This window comes from Kitasatospora sp. NPDC017646 (assembly GCF_044329365.1).
Taxonomy (GTDB): domain Bacteria; phylum Actinomycetota; class Actinomycetes; order Streptomycetales; family Streptomycetaceae; genus Kitasatospora.
This window is the reverse complement of sequence record NZ_JBIRJC010000021.1, coordinates 85189-107339: the sequence shown is the minus strand read 5'-3', so window position 1 is coordinate 107339 and position 22151 is coordinate 85189. Positions and strand designations below refer to the sequence as shown.

Here is a 22151-nt window from a genome sequence, read left to right as displayed (position 1 = left end):
GAACCACCGCCCGGACAGGAACCACCGCCCCCACTTGACCGGCGATCTGGTTAGGTGCCATATTACTTTCGTGACGCAGAACCCCGCGGCCGATCCGGCCTCCCCCACCCTCGACCAGGCCCGCCGCCAGGTCGCCCGCTACGGCCTCACGGCCGATCCGCAGGCGATCCTGGTCGCGGCCCGGCTCATGGCGGCGGGCGCCCGGCTCGGCCAGGCGGGGGAGGTCCACTTCAGCCGCTTCGGCCTCTCCACCGGCCGCTACCGCCTACTGGCCGACCTGGAGGACCACGGCGGAGAGAAGTCCCCCTCCCAGCTCGCAGCCAGTCTCGGGGTCTCCCGGGCGACCGTGACCGGCCTGGTCGACGGCCTGGAGCGGGAGGGGCTGGTGGCCCGTCGACCGTCCACCGAGGACGGCCGGGGCAACGTGGTGATCCTCACCGCGCGCGGCGCCGACAAACTGCGCGCGCTCGCCCCCGAGCACTTCGACCGGATGCAGTCGCTGGTCGGCGGCCTCACCGTCGAGGAGCGCACCACCTTCCTCGACCTGCTGGCCCGGATCGTCGACGGCATCGACGCCTTCGCCGCGGACTGAGCCCACTACGAGCCGCCCACTCCCCTGGGCGAGGAGCGAGTAGCCTCCGACACCCCGGCACGAACCGACCTCAGCACCGCAAGCGACGGGCCCGCCAACGGCCCGCTTTCATTCTGCCCAATTAGTTAGGCACCTAAGCAGTGATAGTTAGGCACCTAACCACATTCATCGAGGAGCAGCCATGAGCAAGGAAGCCCCCGGCGCACCCCCGCCCTTCGTCCTGTGGCGGGAGACCCTGGTCGCCTACGCGATGCCCGCCGTCAGCGCCGGACTCGGCGGAGCCGTCACCCGGCAACCACAGCTGATCGTCGCCGCGTTCACCACCATCGGCGCCACCTCCGCCGTCGTGGCCGCCGCGCTCGGCGCCGCACTTCGCCGCCGCCCCGAACGTTCCGGGCCGGCCCGCACTCCCCGAGCGGTCGCGGCCGCGGCCCTCGGCCTGCTCGCCGCAGCACTCGGCCTGGCCGTCGGGATCGCCGCCGCGCGCTGGCTGCCGCACCTTCCGCCGCTCGCGGACAGCCCTTGGCCCCGCCGACTACCCGTCGACCTGCCGGTCTCCTCGGCGGTCGCGGCCGCCATCACCACCTGGCGCTGGCGCGGAAGCCGGCCGACCCACGCACCGCAGCACCGACTCGCCGCCACGACCCGACCCGAAAGGCAGACCTCGTGATCGTCATCATGGGCGCCGGTGGCGCCACCGGCGGAGCCACCCTGCGCAGCCTCGCCGCCCTCGGCGCGCCGAGCCGTGCCCTCAGCCGCAACCCCGCCCGGCTGGCCGCCGCACTCGACGACCGCACGCTCACCCGGACCGAGACCGTCCCGGCCGACGCCGCCGACCCCGGGTCCCTGCGCACGGCCTTCCGGGGCGCACACCAACTGTTCCTCACCATGGCCAACGGCCCCCAGCAGGTGCAGCACGAGCTGAACGCGATCGAGGCTGCGGTCGCCTGCGGCGTGGAGCACATCGTCAAGGTGTCCGCTCCCGCCGCCGAGCCGGGCTCCCCCGTCGCCGTCTCGCGCGGCCACCACCTGATCGAGGAGCACCTGCAGGCCCTGCGGGTGCGCACCACCGTCCTGCGCCCGTACGCCTTCATGCAGAAGCTGCTGCTCCTGGCGCCCGGCGTGGCCGCGGGGAGCGTGGTGCACGGCGCGATGGGGCGGGCGCGGTGCAACTACGTGGACGTTCGGGACATCGGCGACGCCGCGGCGGAGATCCTCACCCGCCCGGAGCTGGCCGGCCGCAGTTACCCGCTCACCGGCGGACGGGCCTACAGCCACCCGGAACTCGCCGCACTGCTCAGCGAGTTGCTCGACCGCCCGATCCGCTACCTCGATCTGACCCCGGCCGAACTGCACGCCCACCTGGTCGACCGGGCCGGGATGCCGGACTGGCTGGCCACTCACGTGGTGGAGATCCAGCAACTCGCGGTGGTCCGCAAGGAGGTGCCCGACGACGCCTTCGCCCACCTGACCGGACGCGCCCCGCGAACCCTGGAAGCCTTCCTCGGCGAGCACCTGCACCACTTCCGCTGACCGTCCGGGCACCCTCGGCGGGCTGGGCGCGACCCCGAGGCACCCTGCCCGCCACCCGAAGGGAGCAGCGTTTCCTGTGGTGTGGCTCACGATCGGAGGGTCGATCTGACGGTCAGTCAACTCAACCGACATCACGTCACATCGCTTTCCACGGACACCAGTTGTTGCCTGACTTTATGTCAGATTCAGCCGCTGGGCCGTTAGTTGGAACGAGCCTCAGCTCCTGCCGGCTCGCAGACCCGGGGCTACCATCGGTCGGGTTGTCCGCTCCGGCCCCGGAGTGGGGTCACCCGTCAGGCGTGTGCTCCCACCGCCCCAAGGGCCGGACATCGGTCGGAACGGGGCGAGGACGAGGAGCGCACGGGCTGCCATGACAGCTGAACCGAGCCACCCGAAGCAGTACGCCGCGCCACCGCGGCCCGCACCGGAGCAGGCCACCGCACCGGAGCGGACCGCGTCCCCGCAGGCCGGCCCGCCGCAGGCCGCACCGGAGCAGGCCCTCTTCCCCGGCAGCCCGGCCGCCGCCCCGCGCACCCTGGTCGACGTGCTGGACGCCACCGTACGCGCCCACCCCGACGATCCGGCCCTGGACGACGGTCGCACCGTGCTCAGCTACCGCGCCCTGGCCGCCGAGGTCGAACAGCTGCGCCGCCGGCTGACCGCAGCCGGGATCGGCCCGGGCGACCGGGTCGGCGTCCGGGTGCCCTCCGGCACCAATGACCTGTACGTCGCGATCCTCGCCGTGCTCGCCGCCGGCGCCGCCTACGTCCCGGTGGACGCCGAGGACCCGGACGAGCGGGCTCAGCTGGTCTTCGGCGAGGCCGCCGTCGCAGCCGTGCTCGGCGCCGGGCGCGCCCTGAGCACCACCACCGTGCGCCGGGCCGTGGACGGGCGCCGCCCCACCCCGGCCGACGACGCCTGGATCATCTTCACCTCCGGCTCGACCGGCAAGCCCAAGGGCGTCGCCGTCACCCACCGCAATGCCGCCGCCTTCGTCGACGCCGAGGCCGCGCTGTTCCTCCGGGAGGAGCCGATCGGCCCGGGCGACCGGGTGATGGCCGGCCTGTCGGTCGCCTTCGACGCCTCCTGCGAGGAGATGTGGCTGGCCTGGCGGCACGGCGCCTGCCTGGTGCCCGTCCCGCGCTCCCAGGTGCGCAGCGGCGCCGACCTGGGCCCCTGGGTGGCCGAGCAGGAGATCACCGTGGTCTCCACCGTCCCGACCCTGGCCGCGCTGTGGCCGGCCGAAGCGCTGAACGAGGTACGGCTGCTGATCTTCGGCGGCGAGGCCTGCCCGCCCGAGCTGGTGCAGCGCATGGTCACCGAGGGCCGCGAGGTGTGGAACACCTACGGTCCGACCGAGGCCACCGTGGTGGCCTGCGCCGCCCTGCTGACCGGCGAGGGCCCGGTCCGGATCGGCCTGCCGCTGGACGGCTGGGACCTCGCCGTGGTGGACGAGTCGGGGCAGCCGGTCGCCCCCGGCGGCGCCGGGCAGCTGGTGATCGGCGGGGTCGGCCTGGCCCGCTACCTCGATCCGGAGAAGGACGCCGAGAAGTACGCGCCGCTGCCCTCGCTGGGCTGGGAGCGCGCCTACCGCAGTGGCGACCTGGTCCAGGCCGACCCGGCCGGCCTGCTGTTCCTCGGCCGCACGGACGAGCAGATCAAGCTCGGGGGGCGCCGGATCGAACTCGGCGAGGTGGACGCCGCCCTCCAGGCGCTGCCCGGGGTGGGGGGCGCGGCCGCGGCCGTGCGGACCGCGCGCGGCGGCAACCAGCTGCTGGTCGGTTACCTGGTGGTCCAGGACGGGTTCGACCGCGAGGAGGCCGTCGAGCGGCTGCGCGCCGAGCTGCCGGCCGCGCTGGTCCCGCTGCTCGCGCCGGTCGAGACCCTGCCCACCCGCACCTCCGGCAAGGTCGACCGCAACGCCCTGCCCTGGCCGCTGCCCGAGCTGGAGGCCGCCGGGCCGAGCGAGCAGCTGTACGGCACCGAGGCCTGGCTCGCCGAGCAGTGGGCCGAGATCCTCGGGGTGCAGGTGCGCGGCGCGCGCGACGACTTCTTCGCGATCGGTGGCAGCAGCCTGGCCGCCGCCCGGCTCACCACCCTGCTGCGCACCCGCTACCCGGGCGCCGCGGTGCTGGACGTCTACCAGCACCCGACGCTGCGCAAGCTCGCCCGACACCTGGAGCGCGGCGCGTCCGGGGGTGGCGGGGCCCGTACCGTCGCCCTGGTCCCGACCCGGGCCAAGCTGCTCCAGCTGCTCCTGCTGATCCCGCTGTTCACCGTGGTCGGCCTGCGCTGGACGGTCGCCCTGCTGGCCGCCGGAAACCTGCTCTCCCACTTCGGCGACTACCCGTGGGCGCCCACCGCCTCCTGGTGGGCGGTCGGCGCGGGCGCGCTCGTGCTGCACAGCTCGCCGGGCCGGCTCGCGATCGGCGCCGGTGGTGCCCGGCTGCTGCTGCGCGGCCTGCGCCCCGGCAGCTACCCGCGCGGCGGCGCCGTGCACCTGCGGCTGTGGGCGGCCGAGCGGCTCGCCGAGCTGAGCGGCGCCACCGAGCTGTCCGGCGCCTGGCTGGTGCCCTACGCCCGCGCCCTGGGCGCGAAGGTCGCCCGCGAGGTGGACCTGCACGCGCTGCCGCCGGTCACCGGGATGCTCAAGCTGGGCCGCGGCTGCGCCGTCGAGGCCGAGGTCGACCTGTCCGGCTACTGGCTGGACGGCGACCGGCTGGAGGTCGGCCCGATCAAGGTCGGCGCCGACGCGGTGGTCGGCACGCGTTCGACGCTGCTGCCCGGGGCCCGGGTCGGCAAGCGCGCCCAGGTGCTGCCCGGTTCCAGCGTCACCGGCCAGGTGCCGACCGGCCAGCGCTGGGGCGGCGCGCCCGCCGTCAAGCTGGGCCGGGCCGATTGGTCCTGGTCCGAGGGGGCACCGGTCCGCCGGCCCGCCTGGGCCGCGCTGTACGGCGCGGGCGACGCCCTGCTCGGCCTGCTCCCGGTGCTGCCCGCCGCCGCCGCCCTCGCCGTGCTCTCCCGCTTCGTCGACCAGGGCGCAGACCTCGGTCCGGCCCTCGGCGGCGCCCTGCTCGGCCTGCTGCCCGCCACCCTGGCGTACGGCGCGCTGTACGCGGCGCAGCTGGTGGTGCTGGTCCGGCTGCTGAGCACCGGACTGGTCCCGGGTGTCCACCCGCTGCACGGCCGGATCAGCTGGCAGGCCTGGACGGTCAGCCAGCTGATGGACCGGGCCCGCGAGGTGCTGTTCCCGCTGTACGCCGCGCTGGTCACCCCGCTGTGGCTGCGGGCCCTGGGAATGCGGGTCGGCCGGGGCGCCGAGGTGTCCACGGTGCTCGCGCTGCCCAGTCTGACCACCGTCGGGGACGGCGCGTTCCTGGCCGACGACACTCTGATCGCGCCGTACGAGCTGGGCGGCGGCTGGATGCGCCTGGGCGAGGCGAAGGTCGGCGACCGGGCCTTCCTCGGCAACTCGGGGATGACCGCACCGGGCCGTTCGGTGCCCAAGCGGGGCCTGGTGGGCGTGCTCTCGGCAACGCCCGCGAAGGCGAAGAAGGGCGGCTCGTACCTGGGCATGCCGCCGGTGCGGCTGCCGCGCGCGGCGGACCGGGCGGACCGGAGCCTGACCTACGAGCCGCCGCTGCGGCTGCGGTGGGCGCGCGGGCTGGTCGAGCTGGCCCGGCTGGTGCCGGTGCTGGCCTCGGGGGCGCTGGGCCTGACGACGGTGGCGGCGCTGTCCTGGCTGGCGGCGGGCTCCACCGCGCTGGCCGCGCTGCTCTCCGGACCGGTGCTGCTGGCGGCGGGCGGGCTGGCCTGCCTGGTCGCGGTGGCCGCGAAGTGGCTGCTGGTCGGACGCTTCCGGGCGGTGGAGCACCCGTTGTGGAGCGGCTTCGTGTGGCGCAACGAGCTCGCCGACACCTTCGTGGAGGTGCTGGCGGTGCCCTGGCTGGTCGGTGCGGTGCCGGGCACCCCGGTGCTGAACCTGTGGCTGCGGGCGCTCGGCGCCGAGGTCGGGCACGGCGTGTGGTGCGAGAGCTACTGGCTGCCGGAGGCGGACCTGGTCACCCTCGGCGACGGGGTCAGCGTCAACCGGGGCTGCGTGGTGCAGACGCACCTCTTCCACGACCGAATCATGCGGATGGATACTGTGGTCCTCCGTGAGGGCGCCACCCTGGGCCCGGGCGGGATCGTGCTGCCCGGCAGCACGGTGGGCGCGCGCAGCACGCTGGGCCCGGCCTCGCTGGTGATGCGCGCCGAGTCCGTCCCCGCGGACACGCGGTGGCTGGGCAACCCCATCGAGGCCTGGCAGACCACGTCGTGACCATCCCTCCGACCGACCGCCCCGGCAGGACCAACCGCCCGGGCAGGACCAACCGCCCGGGCACGCCCGCACGCCCGGGCACGACCGACCGCCCAGGCACGACCACCCGTCCCGGCCCGCAGGAAGCGCCCGCCCCCGTGAAGCCCAACCACGCCCCGCCGGCCACCGGCGGTCCGGACCCGTACTTCCCGAACAGCGGCGACCAGCGCTACCGGGTGCACCGTTACGAACTCGCCCTGGACTACCGGCCCGGGCCCAACCGGCTGGCCGCCTCGGCCCGGCTGAGCGCGGTGGCGAACGCGGCGCTGGCCGAGTTCGCGCTCGACCTTGCCGAATTCCGGATCGGGCGGGTGCTGGTCGACGGCAAGGCCGCCCGCTACACCCACCGCGGCGGCAAGCTGCGGATCCGTCCGGCGAAGGCGCTGGCGGCGGGGGCGGCCTTCACCGTGGAGGTGCACTACACCGGCAACCCGCGGCCGGTGCGCAGCCCGTGGGGTGGGTTGGGCTGGGAGGAGCTGACCGAGGGCGCGCTGGTGGCCAGTCAGCCGGTCGGCGCTCCCTCCTGGTTCCCGTGCAACGACCGGCCCGCGGACAAGGCGACGTACCAGGTGGCGGTGACCACGCCGTCCCCGTTCACGGTGCTGTCCAACGGTCGGCTGCTCACCCGGACCACCCGGTCCTCCAGTACCACCTGGGTGTACGAGCAGAGCGCGCCGACCTCGTCGTACCTGGTGACGGTCTCGATCGGGCACTACCAGCCGGTGCCGCTGACCGCCCGGCCGGCCACCCCGCAGGCCGGTTTCGTCGCGCAGACCGGGTACGTGCCGCCGCGGCTGGCCGAGGCCTTCGCCCGGGACTTCGCCCGGCAGCCGCAGATGATGGCCTACTTCACCGAGGTCTTCGGGCCGTACCCGTTCGGCGAGTACGCGGTGGTGGTCGCCGACGAGGAGCTGGACGTCCCGGTCGAGGCCCAGGGCGTGGCCACCTTCGGCACCAACCACCTCGGCGGCGGCTGGGAGCGCGAGCGGCTGATCGCGCACGAGCTGGCCCACCAGTGGTTCGGCAACAGCGTCTCGATCGCCGACTGGCGGCACATCTGGCTCAACGAGGGCTTCGCCAAGTACGCGGAGTGGCTCTGGTCCGAGCGCACCGGCGGCCCGGGCGCGGCCGTTCACGCCGACGCCGCGCACCGGCTGCTGGCCGGGTTGCCGCAGGACCTCAGGCTCGGCGATCCGGGCCGCAGGCTGATGTTCGACGACCGGCTGTACCAGCGCGGCGGCCTGGCGGTGCACGCGCTGCGGCGGGCGCTCGGCGAGGACGCGTTCTTCGCGATGCTGCGGGACTGGACGGGCGTCAACCGGCACGGCGTGGCCTCCACCTCCGACCTGCTCGCGCACGCCTCGCGGTACACCGGCGCCCCGCTCGGCCCGCTGTTCGAGGCATGGCTGGAGCGGCCGGAACTGCCGCCGCTGCCGGCGTGACGAAACCACGAGTCGAGGACCGCGGGCCGAGGACCACGAGCTGGGGACCGCTGGCTGAGGGGATGGGCTGGCCGGACCACGGACTGACGGCCCGGGCTGACGGCCTTATTCGCTCTGGTCCGGGGCGCGACTGGGCTACTGTCCGTCCATGCCGATGAGCCCCGACGGTCAGACGACCGACCAGCCCGAACACCTGCTGCCCACCACCCGCCGCGCCCTGCTGCACCGCGTCGCCGTCGCCCAGGCCGAGGGCCGCACCCCGTCCCTGGTGGCCGGGGTGGTACGGGAGGGCCGGCTGGTGTGGAGCGGTGCCCGCAGCATGGTCGACGGGCACGCGCCGGACCCGGACGTCCAGTACCGGATCGGCTCGCTCACCAAGACCTTCGTGGCCGTGCTGGTGCTCCGGCTGCGCGACGAGGGCCTGCTCGACCTCGCCGACCCGCTGGGCCGCCACCTGCCCGGCACCCCGGCCGACGAGGTCACCGTCGCCCAGTTGCTCGCCCACTCCGGCGGGCTCGCCGCCGAGACGCCCGGGCCCTGGTGGGAGCGGACGGACGGCGCCGTACGGCCCGAACTCGGCGACCTGCTGGAGGAGGAGAACCCGTTCAAACACCCGGCCGGGAGCCGCCACCACTACTCCAACCCCGGCTACGCCCTGCTCGGCGCCCTGGTCGAGACACTGCGCGGCGAACCCTGGGGCGAGGCGCTGCGCCGCGAGGTGCTGGCCCCGCTCGGCATGGACCGCACCACCCTGCTGCCCGAGCACCCGCACGCCGGGGGCTTCGCCGTCCACCCGTGGGCCGACGTCATGCTGCCCGAACCGCTGACCGACACCGGCCTGATGGGCCCGGCCGGCCAGCTCTGGTCAACCGGCGCCGACCTGGCCCGCTGGGCGGCCTTCCTCGCCGCCGGAGACGACAAGGTGCTCACGGCCGGCACCCTCGCCGAGATGCGCCGCCCCGCCGTCGGCCCCGACGACGCCGAGTGGTCCTCCGGCTACGGCCTCGGCCTTCAACTGCGCCGCCACGAGGGCCGGTTGTTGTACGGCCACTCCGGCTCGATGCCCGGCTTCACAGCCGGGCTGTGGGTCAGTGCGGACGACGGCCTGGCCGCGTTCGCGCTGGCCAACGCCACCAGCGGCGGAAGTACCGCACTGCTGGCGGCCCAGTTGATCGGCATCACGGCCGCCCACGAGCCCCGGCTGCCCGCGCCCTGGCGCCCGCTGTCCGAGGTGGACGAGGAGCTGCTGGCGCTCACCGGCCCCTGGTACTGGGGCGCCGCGCCCAACGTCCTGCGACTGCGGGCCGACGGCGTCCTGGAACTCACCGAACTGGCGGGCGGCCGACGGGGCTCGCGCTTCCGGCCCCAGCCGGACGGCAGCTGGCTCGGCCTGGACAACTACTACGCGGGCGAGACGCTGCGGGTCGTCCGGCACGCCGACGGTACGGTCAGCCACCTGGACGTCGGTTCCTTCGTCTACACCCGCGAGCCGTACGGACCGGCCGCCGCCGTCCCCGGGGGCGTCGACCCGCAGGGCTGGCAGGCGTTCTGAGCCGTGCAGCCGGTCGACTCCGAAGAGTGTGAGGGCAGGTGCGTGAGAGCGGGAGCGTGACGGCGGGGCCGTGACGGCGGGGCGCGCGAGGCAGGTGTGCGCCCCCGTTGTCCACCTCGGACGAACGACCGCCCGGTGCCGGGCGGATGACCGGCGGGCTGCGGGGGTCCCATTCAACAGGTGCACATCTGCGCTCCGCCGGGCCGCAACGTGAATGCCAACCGGCTCGGAGAGACATACGGGGACCGGTTCGCATCCATGCCCGACTCCTGCGGGCCGGGACGGTGCCCTGGCGATCCACGGCACCGCCGATCGTGCTGCCCTGGAGGGTCCGCCATGACCACCGTCCCCACGTACGCTCCGTCCGCAGTCACCCCCGCCCACGACGCCCCGGCGGTCCCCGCCCCCCGCCACCGGCCGGCCCCGGCCGCCGCCTACACCGTCTCCCTCGCCCGCGACGAGGACGACGTGCGCGCCGCCCAGCGGCTGCGCCACCAGGTCTTCGCCGCCGAACTCGGCGCCGAGCTGAACAGCCCGGTCGCCGGACACGACGTCGACCCCTTCGACGAGCACTGCGACCACCTGCTGGTCCGCGAGGGCGAGGACGGCGCCGTCGTCGGCACCTACCGGCTGCTGCCCCCCGAGGCCGCGCGCCGGGCCGGACGGCTGTACTCCGACGGCGAGTTCGACCTCTCCGCGTTGGCGCCGGTCCGCCCGGGCCTGGTCGAGCTCGGCCGCTCCTGCATCCACCCCGACCACCGGGGCAACGGCGCGGTCATCAACCTGATGTGGGGCGGCATCGCCCGCTACCTCGCCGACACCGGCAACACCTGGGTCGGCGGCTGCTGCTCGATCGGCCTGGAGGACGGCGGCGCGACCGCGGCGCGGGTCTGGGACACCGTCAGCGCCAAGTACCTGGCCCCCGAGCGGTACCGGGTCGCCCCGCACCACCGCTGGGACGCCACCGGCGTGCCGCGCGCCGAGCGAGGCGCCCTGCCCGCCCTGCTCCGCGGCTACCTGCGGCTCGGCGCCTGGGTCTGCGGCGAGCCCGCGTACGACCCGGACTTCGGCTGCGCCGACCTGTACGTGCTGCTGTCCCTGGAGCGCACCGACCCGCGCTACCTGCGGCACTTCCTGTCCGGAACACCCGCCCTGGGTGCCTCGTCATGAGCGTGTGGCTGCCGACCGCACCCTGCCGGCCGGAAACCTGCCTGGGCGAGCGCGCGCCGGAGGTCTCCCACCCCCGGCGGGTGCTGCGGCTGACCGCCTGCCTGGTGGCGGTGCTGGCGGGCGTGCTGCTCGGCCTGCCGGTGCGGCTGCTGCCCCACGGCGCCCGGGACCGGCTGATCCGGCTCTGGGCACGGGTGCTGCTGCGCACCCTGGGGGTGACCGTCCACCTCGGGACACCCGGGACGCGTGGGGCGCCCGGAACGCCCGGGTCGGCCGGGTCCCCCGGAGCGGGCGGGGCGGTCGGCGGCGGGGCGGTCGGCGCCGACGGGGCGCTGGTGGTGGCCAACCACGTGTCCTGGCTGGACGTCCCGCTGCTCGCCGCCGGGCGGCCGGGGCGCTCGCTGGCCAAGACCGAGGTCCGCAAGTGGCCGGTGCTCGGGCACCTGATCGCCTGGGGCGGGACCGTGTTCCTGGACCGCGACCGGCTCCGCACGCTCCCGGACACCGTGGCGGCGGTGACCGAGGTGCTGCGCTCCGGGCACCCGGTGATCGTCTTCCCGGAGGGGTCGACCTGGTGCGGGCGGGAGAGCGGCCGGTTCCGGCCCGCGCTGTTCCAGGCGGCGGTGGAGGCGGGTGCCTTCGTCCAGCCGGTGACGATCCGCTACCGGCTGGCGGACGGGCGGCCGACCAGCGCACCCGCCTTCATCGGCGACGACGGGCTGCTCACCTCGCTCGCCCGGGTGGTCGCGGTGCGCGGGCTGGTCGCGGACGTCACGTTCCTGCCGCCGATCCCGCCGCCCGGGCCGCAGCCCACCCGGGCGGGGGCCCGGCGGGAGTTGGCCCGGGCGGCGCAGGCGGCGGTGGAGGGGATCCGCTGAGGCGCTGTGCGCGTGCCCGGCTCGGCATCGGGTCGACGCGGTTCGACGTCGACCGCTGCCGTTCGATGTCATCCGAGATCGCTCGACGTCGGATCGGCGGCAGCTCGGCACCGCTCAGGCGGAGCGGGCCCCGGCCAGTTCCTCCGGCTGCGGTTCACCGGGGGCCGCCGGGGCGAGCGGGCGGGCACGGCCGAGCAGTACGGCGACCAGCACGGCCGTGACGGCGAGCGCCACCGAACCGCAGCGCAGCGCGAGGTGGATGCCGTCGACGAAGGCGCCGTCCACCGCCTGCCGGACCGGCGCGGGCAGTGCCCCGGCCGCACCGCCACCGCCGTGCGCCGCGCCGGTGGGCGCGTCCGCGATCGGGCCGACGGCCTCTGCCGGAACGCCGAGCCGGTGCAGGGCGGAGGTCAGCTCGTCCGTCATCCGGTTGGTCAGGACGGCGCCGAGTACGGCGATCCCGAGCACGCCGCCCAGTTCGCGCAGGGTGTTGATGGTCGCCGAGGCCATCCCGGTCTGCGCCGGAGCGACCCGCTGGAGCACCGCGATCGAGATCGGGGTGAAGGTCAGTCCCATGCCGAAGCCCATCGTGAACAGCGTCCAGAGGTACTCGAGGTAGTAGGCGTGGTCGCCGTACAGCGACAGCCCGCCGAGGCCGACCGCGCAGAGCGCGAGACCGAGCACCATCGGCAGCCGGGGGCCGTACCGGGCGGCGAGGCGGCCGGACAGCGGGCCCGCGACCACCAGCATCGCGGTCATCGGCAGGCCGCCGTAGGCCGCGCCGGACGGCGACCAGCCGAGCACGCCCTGCATCATCAGCGGCAGGAAGAACAGCGCTCCGAACATCCCGAAGCTGACCGTGAACCCGCCGACCAGGGCGCCGCTCAGGGCACCGTCCCGGAACAGCCTCAGCTCCAGCATCGGCTCGGCCAGGCGCAGTTCGAGCAGCAGGAAGACGACCAGCAGGATGACGGCGACGGCACCGCAGCCGACCACCCACGGGTCGGTCCAGCCGCGCGAGGGGCCCTCGATCAGGGCGTGGACCAGCAGGCAGAGACCGGCCGCCGAGAGCGCGAAGCCGCCGAAGTCGATCCGTCGGGCCCGCGGCGGGATCTCCGGCAGGACCTTGGCGGCGAGCGCCACCCCGGCCACCCCGATCGGCACGTTGATCCAGAACACGCTGGCCCAGCCGAGGTGTTCGACCATCGGGCCGCCGATCACCGGGCCGATCGCCAGGCCGAGGGCCGACACCCCTGACCACACGCCGATGGCCCTGGCGCGCTCCCTCTCGTCGGTGAACACATGGCCCAGCAGGGTCAGACTGCCCGGGGTGAGCAGCGCGGCCCCCACGCCCTGGACCATCCGGCCGCCGACCAGCACCCCGATCGTGCCGGCGAGCGCGGCCGCGGCGGAGCCCACCGTGAACAGGCCGAGGCCCACCACGAACATCCGGGTGCGGCCGTGACGGTCGCCGAGCGCGCCGCCGGTCAGCACGAGTGCGGCGTAGACCAGGCTGTAGCCCTCGGCCACCCACTGGAGTCCGCTGATGCCGGAGTCCAGGTCCTGCCCGATCCGGGGCAGGGCGACGTTGACGACGACGTTGTCCAACATGGCCATGAACATGGCAACGCAGAGCGTCAGCAGCGCCAGCTGTTGCCTGCGGCGCGTACTCGGCTCCCCCACGGTCCCTCCCGATTCTTCGCCCCTAACGGCGTTAGGGGCTGATCTGACAGCACAGAGTGCCCCTAACGCCGTTAGTTTGCAACTCATATCCGCGACCTGCGGGTTCATCCGCCCCGAGGTCATGGCACTGTTGACCCGCCGCACCGTCGAGCCGCCCCACGGCCGACCCGCCGCACCGAACCGATCCGCCCGACCGCTGGAGGCGTCCGCACAGCCATGCCGCAGAACGACGACGCGACCCCCGCCCTCACCCGCGAGGCCCTCACCCAGGCCGCGCTGCGCGTGCTGGAGCGGGACGGACTGGACGGACTGTCGATGCGCAAGGTCGCCGCCGAGGTCGGCGTCAAGGCCGCCTCGCTGTACTGGCACGTCCGCAACAAGCAGGAACTGCTCGATCTGCTCAGCGACGCGATCCTCGCCTCGGCCGAGCCCCCACCGCGCCAGGAGGACTGGCGGGCCGAACTGTACGAGTACTGCGCCGGCTACCGCCGGCTGCTGCTCGACAACCGCGACGCCGCCAGGGTCGTGGCCGGCCGCCTCGCCCCGGGGCCGTTCCTGCTCGACCTGATGGAGGACCAGCTCGACCGGCTCCGCTCGGCCGGATTCTCCGACGCCGACACGGCCATGGCCAGCTACCTGCTGGGTGCCTTCGTGCAGGGCTTCGTGCTCCAGGAGCAGTCACCGATCTCGGCCGCCGAAGTACTCGGCACCAGCCGCCGGGACATCGCCGACGCGGCCGGGGACCTCTTCCGCGGCCTGCCCACCGACCAGTACCCCAACCTTTCACACCTGGCCGACCACCTCACCGGACCGAACATGGACGCCCGCTTCGACTTCTGCGTCAACCGCGTCCTCGACGGACTGGCCGCCCTGCTGCCACCGGACCGCCGCTGACCTGCGGCACCGCCGCGGTGGTCGGCTGCCCTGCCCCGCAGGCGGAGGAATGCCAGAGGGCAGACCAAGGGGCGGCGGGGCCTCCGGGCCGAAGATCGGGCTCCTACGAAACCGACGGCCCGCGGACCTGACGGCGGGTAGGCTCGCCCGGCGACCGGACCGTCCACCGAGGAGCGACCGATGCCCAAGCCGTACCACCACGACGAGCCGTACGCACAGGGCCTGCTGGACGTCGGCGACGGACAGCGGATCCACTGGAACAGCTCCGGCGATCCGGCAGGCAAGCCTGCCGTGGTGGTGCACGGCGGCCCCGGCTCGGGCCACAACCCGGGCTCCCGGCGGTACTTCGACCCGCGGCGCTACCGTGTCGTCCAGTACGACCAGCGCGGCTGCGGACGCAGCCTGCCGCACGCCGCCGACCCGTCGACCGGGCTGGAGCACAACACCACCGCGCACCTGATCGCCGACCTGGAGCGGCTGCGCGAGCACCTGGACATCGACAAGTGGCTGCTGTACGGAGGGTCCTGGGGATCCACGCTGATCCTGGCCTACGCGCAGGCCCACCCGGAGCGGGTCTCCGGGATCGTGATCTGCGGGGTGACCATGACCCGCCCGGAGGAGACCGAGTGGCTCTACCGGGGCGTCGGCCGCTTCCTGCCCGGCCCGTGGGAGGAGTTCCGCGACTTCCTGCCCGCCGCCGACCGGGACGGCGACGTGTTCGACCTGCTCACCGCCTACAGCCGCCGGCTCAACAGCCCGGAGGAAAGCGTCCGTCGGGCCGCCGCCCGGGCTTGGGCCACCTGGGAGGACGCGGTCGTCTCGCACGAGGTGCTCGGCAAGCCGAACGCCTACTCCGACCGCCCCTCCGACGCGCTGATGGCCTTCACCCGGATCACGGCGCACTACTTCTCGCACCGGGCCTTCCTCTCGGACGGCCAACTGCTGCGCAACGCCGGGCGACTGGCCGGGATCCCGGGCGAGCTGATCCACGGCCGGCTCGACCTCGGCGGGCCGCTCCACACCCCGTGGCAACTGGCCAAGGCCTGGCCGGCCGCGCGGTTGACGGTGATCGACGAAGCCGGGCACACCGGCAGTCCGCGGATGGCGAAGGCCGTGCTCGCCGCCGTCGAACGGTTCGCCTGAGGGGCGGAACGCCCTTGGAACCACCGGGCCGTTCGCATAGATGATCTACAAGTATTCTCCCCCTACGATACGACCCATGCTCGCTTATGCCCCAGCCGCCCTGTTCTTCCTGCTGTGCGGGATCGGGGTACTGCGCGACCGCCGCCGGTTCAGCAACGCCGTCCTGCTCGGCATCGCCGTCTCACTCCTCGCCCTCGCCCTGCTCACCGAACTCCGCAAGGCGCCCACACTGGTGGCGGAGCTCGTGGCGGTGGCGATCATCCTGCTGCCGACCGTCGGAACGGTGGCCCTGGTCTGGTTCCTGCTCGCCAATGGCGTGACCATGATCCGCAAGGAGGGCCGCCGCCCGTCCAACCTGCTCTCCCTGCTCGCCGGGCTGGGCATCATCGCCGTCATCGCGCTGCTCTTCGCCGCCATCGTCACCCGCTCACCGCGGCTCGCCATCCTGGCGGGCACCGCCGTCCTGGTGGTCGGCTACATCTCCTTCCTGTTCGTGTGCTTCGTCGGCTACGCCTTCCTGTACGGTCGCCACCGGCCGCGCCGGGACGTGGACTTCGTGGTCGTCCTCGGGTCCGGCCTGATCGGCGGCGAGCGCGTCCCGCCCCTGCTGGCCAGCCGGCTCAACCGGGGCCGCGAGGTGTACGAGCAGCAGGCCGCGCGCGGCAACCCGCCGGTCCTGATCACCTCGGGCGGCCAGGGTCCGGACGAGAAGCTGCCGGAGTCCGACGCGATGGCCGACTACCTGATCAAGCGCGGCTTCCCGGCCGAGCACATCGAGCGGGAGGACCGCTCGCGCACCACTGAGGAGAACCTGCTCTTCAGCAGGGCCATCATGGAACGGGCCAAGCCCGACTACCGCTGCGTCGTGGTGACCAACAACTTCCACGCCTTCCGGGCGGCGCTGACCGCCCGCAAGACCGGCGTCAACGGGCACGTGTTCGGCTCGCCCACCGCCCGCTACTACTGGCCGAGCGCGACCATCCGCGAGTTCGCGGCGATCTTCCTCTCGCACAAGCTGGTCAACTTCGGGATCTGCGGCCTCCTTGCGCTCTGCGGGGTACTGGCGGCGCTCTGAGCGCCCGGGGAGCGTCCGGCCCCTGATGATCCGTCATGGGACCTGCCCGGTTCGAACCGCGGCTCAAGCCTCTTGCGCCACCCGCACCCCCTCGAACAGGTCGATCTCGACCGCACCGACCGAGGCGCCGGGGCCGGAGACGAAGCTCCGCGCCAGGTGGTAGTCCTCGGTCGGCCAGACCTCACGCTCGATGTCCCGCGGGTGGGCCATGAACGCGACGCCGGGCTGGACCTGGGTGGCGTGCGCCAGCATCGCCGCGTCCCGTACGGGGAACTGCTCGGCGCAGGTGATCCGGGTGGTGGTCGCGAGAGCGGGCGAGGTGTCGGGCCAGCCGGCGAGCAGTTCGCCCATATCCGAGGGGACTCCGCGCTCCGTCATGGCATCGTGCAGCGTCTGGAACCAGGCCCGGGAGAGCGCCAGGTGGTAGTAGAGCTTCGTCGCCTGCCACGGCTGGCCCGCCCCGGGGTGGCGTTCCGGATCCGCAGCGGCCTCGAAGGCCTCGACGGCGATCTTGTGGGTCATCACGTGGTCCGGGTGCGGGTACCCGCCCGTCTCGTCGTAGGTGATCACGACGTGCGGACGGAACTCCCGGATCAGCGCGACCAGCGGTGCGGACGCGACGTCCAGTGGCTGGGCGGCGAAGCAGCCCTCCGGCAGCGGTTCGTCCGGGCCCGGCATCCCGGAGTCGACGAAGCCGAGGAACTTCTGTCGTACGCCGAGGATTTCACCTGCGGCGGCCATCTCCTCGCGCCGGATCCGGGTGAGGTCGGCGCGGACCTCGGGCCGGTCCAGCGCCGGGTTGAGCACCGAACCGCGTTCGCCTCCGGTGCAGGTCGCGACGAGGACGTCCACCCCCTCAGCCGCGTACCGGGCGAGGGTGGCCGCCCCCTTGCTGGATTCGTCGTCGGGGTGGGCGTGCACGGTGAGCAACCGCAAGCCGTCGGGGTGCTTGGTGAACACAGGAACCTCCAGGGTCGGAACGGTCGAGCGGAACTGGTGGATGACGGGTGATCACGGACCGACGGCCGGTCAGTCTGCCTTACGGGCGGAGCCCGGGTAGAGCAGGGCCGGTGCGATGGACAGTGCCGACAGGGCCAGGACCCACCAGAAGGTCAAGCCGAAAGCCGCGCCGGGATGACTCGGTTGCGCCCGCTGAGCCTGCTGGAGGACCAGCGTCAACACCGCCGTACCGAGCGCCCCGCCGAGCCGGTTGAGGACGTTGACGGCACCGGCGGCCGCGGGCACCTGGGCCTTGTCGACGCTCCCGTACACCGCCGCCATCCCGGGGATCACGGTGATCCCCATGCCCACCCCGCGCAGCGCCAGCGAGCCGACGACCAGCCAGTCCGCAGGCCCGGCCCCGTGACCCAGCTGGGTGAAGGCGAGGGTGCCGAGCAGCGAGCAACCGATGCCGATCAGGATCAGTGGGCGCGGCGCGAAGCGGTCGGCTATTCGGCCGGACAGGAGCGAGGTGACCGCCGTACCGAGCGCCTGGGGTGCGAGCAGCAGCCCGGCCGCCACCGCTCCGGCGTGCTCCACCTGCTGGTAGTAGAGCGGCACCAGGAACATCGAGCTGTACAGCACTGCTCCCTGGAGGAAGCTGTTCGCCGTCGCCACCGCGAAGCCCCGCCGCGCGAACAAGCGAAGGTCGATCAGCGGAGCCCGCTCGCCACGGTGCCCGACCCGCAGCGCGTGCCGCCCGTAGGCCGCCAGCAGCACCGCGCCCGCCCCGATCGCCACCGGGCCGGCCGCGCCTTCCTCGCCCACCGCGGACAGTCCGTAGACCAGTGCGGTCAGGCCGGGCGACAGCAGCACCAGGCCGGTCACGTCCAGCTGCGGCCGCGGCAGTCCGGACCGGGCATCGGCCGGGAGCCAGCGGGCCGCCAGCGCACGGTCAGCAGCCCGACCGGCACGTTCAGGAGGAACATCCAGTGCCAGTCCAGGTGCTCCAGGACCAGCCCGCCGAGGATCGGTCCCAGGACCGGGGCCAGGCTGATCGGGAGCAGCAGCGTGCCCATGACCCGGCCGATCCGGGACGGCCCGGCCGCCTGCACCATGATCGCCTGGCCGAGCGACTGGATCATGCCGCCGCCGATGCCCTGGAGCACCCGGAAGACGATCAGGCTGCCCGTCGACCAGGCCAGCCCGCACAGCGCGGACCCGAGTACGAACAGGACGACCGAACCGAGCCAGGACCGCCTGACCCCGAACCGGCCGGCAACCCAACCCGAGAGCGGCATGGTCAGCGAGATCGCCAGCAGGTACCCCGTGGCCACCCACTGCACCGCCGCCATCGAGCCGTGCAGATCGCGGGCGACCGGATCGATGCCGACGTTGACGACCGTGGTGTCCAGCAGGGCCAGGATCGGGCCCAGCGCGAGCACCGCGCCCATCTTCCACAGGCCCGCCGGCAAAGGCTCCCGCCGCACCGGCCGCACCTTGCCCGACCCGCCCTTCGTGATGACCGACACGGTCATGTGCACCCTCCCCTTGGACCGTCGCTCCGGCGGCCACTCCGACCGCCCGGGGAAAACTTAGGACGGACCCATTGACTGGGTCAAGCCTATTTACTGTGCTCGACCCAGCGGGTTGCGCTAGGCTCGGGCCATGACCGACACCGGCACCACCCCCAACCTGCGGGAACTCAACAAGCGCCGCACCCGCGAGGCGATCTCGCACGCCGCGACCAGACTCTTCATCGAGCACGGCTTCGACCGCACGACCATCGCCGAGGTGGCGGCCGCCGCCGGGGTCGCCAAGATGACCGTCACCAACCACTTCCCGCGCAAGGAGGACCTCTTCTTCGACCTGCACCAAGAGATCGTCGACCGACTCCCCCACGCCGTCGCCGAGCGCGCCCCCGGCGAGTCCGCCCTCGCCGCACTGCGCCGCGACTGCCTGGCCGGACTGGACCGGCACGATCCGCGACTCGGCTTCTCCGGCCCCGACTTCGCCCGCACCGTCGCCGAGAGCCCCGCCCTCGGCGCCCGGCTGCGCGAGCTGCACGAGCAGAGCGAGGCCGCACTCGCCGAGGCCCTGGCCGAGGCCGTGCACACGGCGCCCGACGATCCCGCTGGCGTCGACTTCGAGAGCCGGGTCGCCGCCGCCCTGCTCGCCGCCGTCGACCGGGCGGTGCTCTCCGAGGTCTTCCGCCGCACCCTCGCCGGCGAGGGGCAGACCGCCATCGCCGCCGCCGTACGCTCCTCCGCCGCCCGGGCCTTCGACCGGTTGGAGGGCGCCCTCGGCTCCTACGCCGTCCGCGAGGGCTAACCGGGCCTGCCACCGCGGCGGCACATCTCCGACGAACGACGGACGGCGATCCAAGGCCGCGAGCGCGCCCCCGTCCCGCACTCGCTGAACCGCCCAGGGCCGCCCGCAACCGCTCAGGCCCACCCTCAACCGCCCGCGCTGTGCCCTTGAGCGAGCACGCCAAAGGCCCGGTCGGCACCATCGGACCGGGTTTGACGTCCGCTCGGACTTCCACCACCCTTCCACTAATCGAATAGTGAAAGGGTACTTTGCCGATGCCCACGACCGCCGCCCCGCTCAGTTCGCCCCTTCCCGTCCCCCTTGCCGCATCCCTTCCATCCACCGCCCGTCTGCCCCGCACGGTCCGCGCCCTTCGCGCCGTCCCCCTCCCGCGCCGTCCCGCCGCACTGGCCTGGGGCCTGGCGACCGGCTTCGCCGCGCTCTACAGCTGCGTCGCCGTCAATCGGCACCGACGCGGCCTCACCAAGGCCTACGACCTGGGCATCTTCGAGCAGGCCGTACGGGCGTACGCACATGGCCGCGAGCCGATCGCGCCGCTCAAGGCACCCGGCTATGACCTGCTCGGCGACCACTTCCACCCGCTGATCGCCGTCCTCGCCCCTGCCTACCGAGCCTTCCCGAGCCCGCTCACCCTCGTGGTCGCCCAGGCGCTGCTGATGGCAGTGGCCGTCGTCCCGCTCACCCGCTGGGCCCATCAGGTGGCCGGTCCCAGGGTGGCGCTGCTCGTCGGCTGTGCCACCGGGGCGTCCTGGGGGATCGTCCGGGCCGCCGCCGACGACTTCCACGAGATCGCGTTCGCCGTTCCGCTGCTCGCCTTCGCCACCACTGCGCTCGGCCGGCGCCGACCGCTCGCCGCCGCGCTCTGGTCCCTACCGCTGCTGCTGGTCAAGGAGGACCTGGGGCTGACCGTCGCCGCCGTCGGCCTGCTGATCGCCTGGCAGGCCCGGCAGGACCGGCGTACTCCACTGCCCGGACTCGTCCTCGCCGCAGTCGGCGTCGCCGCGACCGCGCTCACCCTGCTCGTCGTGCTGCCGGCCTTCAACCCCAGCGGCGACTTCGACTACTGGCAGCAGCTGGACGGCGGCGGGCACTCCCCTCTCCGGACCCTGCCCCTACGGCTCGGCTGGCCGCCGGTCAAGTGGCTGCTGCTGTTCCTGCTCGCCGCCACCACCGGCTTCCTCGGCCTGCGCTCCCCGCTCATCCTGCTCTGCGCGCCGACCCTGGCCTGGCGGCTGCTGTCGACCAACCCGCACTACTGGGGCGTCAGTTACCACTACAGCGCGGTGCTGATGCCGATCGTCTTCGCCGCCCTGGTCGATGTCCTACGCCGCACCGCCCCTGCGGGAAGCCCCGACACCGTGCCCGGCACCGACACCGTGCACCGCACCGACACCGCGGAAGGCACCGACACCGTGCACCGCACCGACACCGCGGAAGGCACCGACACCGTGCACCGCACCGACACCGTGCACCGCACCGCCCCCGAAACCCACCCCGCTCCAGCAGCCACCTCAGTCGCCTCAGCCACCCCGAACCGCCGGACCACCCCCCGGGTCCGACGCGCACTCGCCGTCACCGCCCTGGTGACGGTCGTGACGCTGCCGCTCTATCCGCTGCACGAGGTGGTGATGCCCGAGGCGTGGAGCACCTCACCCCGGCTGACCGAGACCCGGGCGATGCTCCGCCTGATACCCGACGACGCCAGCGTGGCCGCCTCCAACCGGCTGGCCGCCCAGCTCACCGGCCGGGCGGACGTCACCCTGGTCTGCCGGGAGCCGGTCGGACCCGGCCCGCAGTGGGTGGCCGTCGACCTGCACGATCCGAGCGTGCAGTCCCCGTGCGCCACGGCCGCCACCGCCCGCATGCTGGCGGCCTACCGGAACCACGGCTACCAGCGGCTGGTCGACCAGGACGGCCTGGTCCTGCTCAAACGCCCCTGACCAGGCCCCACCAACCCGCCACCCCCGGTTCCGCTTGACCCGCGCGCCGCAGTGGGCCACCATTCCACTATTGAACTAGTGAAAGGCCGCAACGGGTGTGATCGAGTACCGGATCGATCGGCGCAGCGGCGTCTCCACCTATCAGCAGATCGTGCAGCAGACCAAACAGGCGCTGCGGCTCGGAATGCTGCAGCCCGGGGACAAGCTGCCGACCGCCCGTGAGGTCGTCGAGCTGACCGCGATCAATCCCAACACCGTTCTGAAGGCCTACCGCGAACTCGAACGCGAAGGACTGGTCGAGCCCCGCCCGGGGCTCGGCACCTTCGTCCGGCGTTCGCTCGCCCGACCGGAGGCGGCGGCCGACGGGCCGCTGCGCGCGGACCTGGTCGGCTGGGTGGACCGGGCCCGGGAGGCCGGGCTGGAGCGCGAGGACATCGCCGCGCTGATGACCTCCGTGCTGGAGCAGCGCTTCGACACCGGGGTCTCCCCGGCACCACCGGACTGACGGACACCGGGGTCTCCCCGGCACCACCGAACTGACGGACACCGGGGTCTCCCCGGCACCACCGGACCCAGGGGCAGCAGGGGCGCCCCTCGGTCGACACCAACCGAGAAGAGT

General features: G+C 73.7%; 18 protein-coding genes. 14 read left to right on the top strand and 4 right to left on the bottom strand.

Annotated elements, in window-relative coordinates; all coding sequences use genetic code 11:
- The first annotated feature begins 70 nt into the window (after positions 1 to 70).
- From ACH4J0_RS28355 to ACH4J0_RS28320, 8 genes are all read left to right on the top strand, one after another.
- Complete coding sequence (locus ACH4J0_RS28355) at positions 71 to 592, top strand: MarR family winged helix-turn-helix transcriptional regulator (protein WP_396243444.1); 522 nt, start codon at positions 71 to 73, stop codon at positions 590 to 592.
- A gap of 181 nt (positions 593 to 773) precedes the next feature.
- Positions 774 to 1262: a hypothetical protein gene (locus tag ACH4J0_RS28350; protein ID WP_396243442.1), complete on the top strand. Its 489-nt coding sequence runs from the start codon at positions 774 to 776 to the stop codon at positions 1260 to 1262.
- Positions 1259 to 2125, top strand: coding sequence for an NmrA family NAD(P)-binding protein (locus ACH4J0_RS28345; protein ID WP_396243441.1), 867 nt, complete (start codon positions 1259 to 1261; stop codon positions 2123 to 2125). The genes ACH4J0_RS28350 and ACH4J0_RS28345 overlap by 4 nt, the downstream gene beginning before the upstream one ends.
- Before the next feature lie 370 nt (positions 2126 to 2495).
- Entirely contained in the window at positions 2496 to 6446 is a 3951-nt protein-coding gene (locus ACH4J0_RS28340; protein ID WP_396243440.1) for a Pls/PosA family non-ribosomal peptide synthetase, read from the top strand.
- A gap of 137 nt (positions 6447 to 6583) precedes the next feature.
- Positions 6584 to 7927, top strand: a complete 1344-nt coding sequence (locus ACH4J0_RS28335) for a M1 family metallopeptidase (RefSeq protein WP_396243439.1) — start codon at positions 6584 to 6586, stop codon at positions 7925 to 7927.
- Between the two features lie 148 nt (positions 7928 to 8075).
- Positions 8076 to 9479: a serine hydrolase domain-containing protein gene (locus ACH4J0_RS28330; protein ID WP_396243438.1), complete on the top strand. Its 1404-nt coding sequence runs from the start codon at positions 8076 to 8078 to the stop codon at positions 9477 to 9479.
- A 336-nt stretch (positions 9480 to 9815) separates the two neighbouring features.
- Complete coding sequence (locus ACH4J0_RS28325; RefSeq protein ID WP_396243437.1) at positions 9816 to 10649, top strand: GNAT family N-acetyltransferase; 834 nt, start codon at positions 9816 to 9818, stop codon at positions 10647 to 10649.
- On the top strand, positions 10646 to 11527 hold the full coding sequence (locus tag ACH4J0_RS28320; RefSeq protein ID WP_396243436.1) for a lysophospholipid acyltransferase family protein: 882 nt from the start codon (positions 10646 to 10648) through the stop codon (positions 11525 to 11527). The genes ACH4J0_RS28325 and ACH4J0_RS28320 overlap by 4 nt, the downstream gene beginning before the upstream one ends.
- A gap of 114 nt (positions 11528 to 11641) precedes the next feature.
- On the opposite strand, the gene ACH4J0_RS28315 is transcribed toward ACH4J0_RS28320, so the two are convergent.
- Positions 11642 to 13210, bottom strand: coding sequence for an MFS transporter (locus ACH4J0_RS28315; RefSeq protein WP_396243435.1), 1569 nt, complete (start codon positions 13208 to 13210; stop codon positions 11642 to 11644).
- A 216-nt stretch (positions 13211 to 13426) separates the two neighbouring features.
- On the opposite strand from ACH4J0_RS28315, the gene ACH4J0_RS28310 reads away from it, so the two are divergent.
- The 3 genes from ACH4J0_RS28310 (at position 13427) to ACH4J0_RS28300 (ending at position 16322) form a co-directional block, all read left to right on the top strand.
- Positions 13427 to 14104 (top strand): TetR/AcrR family transcriptional regulator C-terminal domain-containing protein, encoded by a 678-nt coding sequence (locus ACH4J0_RS28310; protein ID WP_396243434.1) that lies wholly within the window; start codon positions 13427 to 13429, stop codon positions 14102 to 14104.
- A gap of 180 nt (positions 14105 to 14284) precedes the next feature.
- The gene (gene pip / locus ACH4J0_RS28305) at positions 14285 to 15247 is read left to right on the top strand and encodes a prolyl aminopeptidase (protein ID WP_396243433.1); all 963 of its coding nucleotides are present in this window, start codon (positions 14285 to 14287) and stop codon (positions 15245 to 15247) included.
- A gap of 76 nt (positions 15248 to 15323) precedes the next feature.
- Entirely contained in the window at positions 15324 to 16322 is a 999-nt protein-coding gene (locus ACH4J0_RS28300; protein ID WP_396243431.1) for a YdcF family protein, read from the top strand.
- Between the two features lie 63 nt (positions 16323 to 16385).
- Here ACH4J0_RS28300 and mca read toward each other — a convergent pair whose 3' ends face one another.
- The 3 genes from mca to ACH4J0_RS28285 form a co-directional block, all read right to left on the bottom strand.
- Entirely contained in the window at positions 16386 to 17282 is an 897-nt protein-coding gene (mca, locus tag ACH4J0_RS28295) for a mycothiol conjugate amidase Mca (RefSeq protein WP_396243430.1), read from the bottom strand.
- A 69-nt stretch (positions 17283 to 17351) separates the two neighbouring features.
- Positions 17352 to 18149 carry an MFS transporter gene (locus tag ACH4J0_RS28290; protein ID WP_396243429.1) on the bottom strand — a complete coding sequence of 266 codons (798 nt, stop codon included), beginning with the start codon at positions 18147 to 18149 and terminating at the stop codon, positions 17352 to 17354.
- Positions 18146 to 18799: an MFS transporter gene (locus ACH4J0_RS28285; RefSeq protein ID WP_396243428.1), complete on the bottom strand. Its 654-nt coding sequence runs from the start codon at positions 18797 to 18799 to the stop codon at positions 18146 to 18148. The genes ACH4J0_RS28290 and ACH4J0_RS28285 overlap by 4 nt, the downstream gene beginning before the upstream one ends.
- Positions 18800 to 18929: 130 nt before the next feature.
- On the opposite strand from ACH4J0_RS28285, the gene ACH4J0_RS28280 reads away from it, so the two are divergent.
- From ACH4J0_RS28280 to ACH4J0_RS28270, 3 genes are all read left to right on the top strand, one after another.
- Positions 18930 to 19592 carry a TetR/AcrR family transcriptional regulator gene (locus ACH4J0_RS28280; protein ID WP_396243427.1) on the top strand — a complete coding sequence of 221 codons (663 nt, stop codon included), beginning with the start codon at positions 18930 to 18932 and terminating at the stop codon, positions 19590 to 19592.
- A 254-nt stretch (positions 19593 to 19846) separates the two neighbouring features.
- The gene (locus ACH4J0_RS28275) at positions 19847 to 21532 is read left to right on the top strand and encodes a DUF2079 domain-containing protein (RefSeq protein ID WP_396243426.1); all 1686 of its coding nucleotides are present in this window, start codon (positions 19847 to 19849) and stop codon (positions 21530 to 21532) included.
- 97 nt (positions 21533 to 21629) lie between these two features.
- A complete protein-coding gene (locus tag ACH4J0_RS28270; protein ID WP_396243425.1) occupies positions 21630 to 22037 on the top strand; it encodes a GntR family transcriptional regulator in 408 nt (135 codons plus the stop codon).
- The last annotated feature ends 114 nt before the right edge of the window (positions 22038 to 22151 follow it).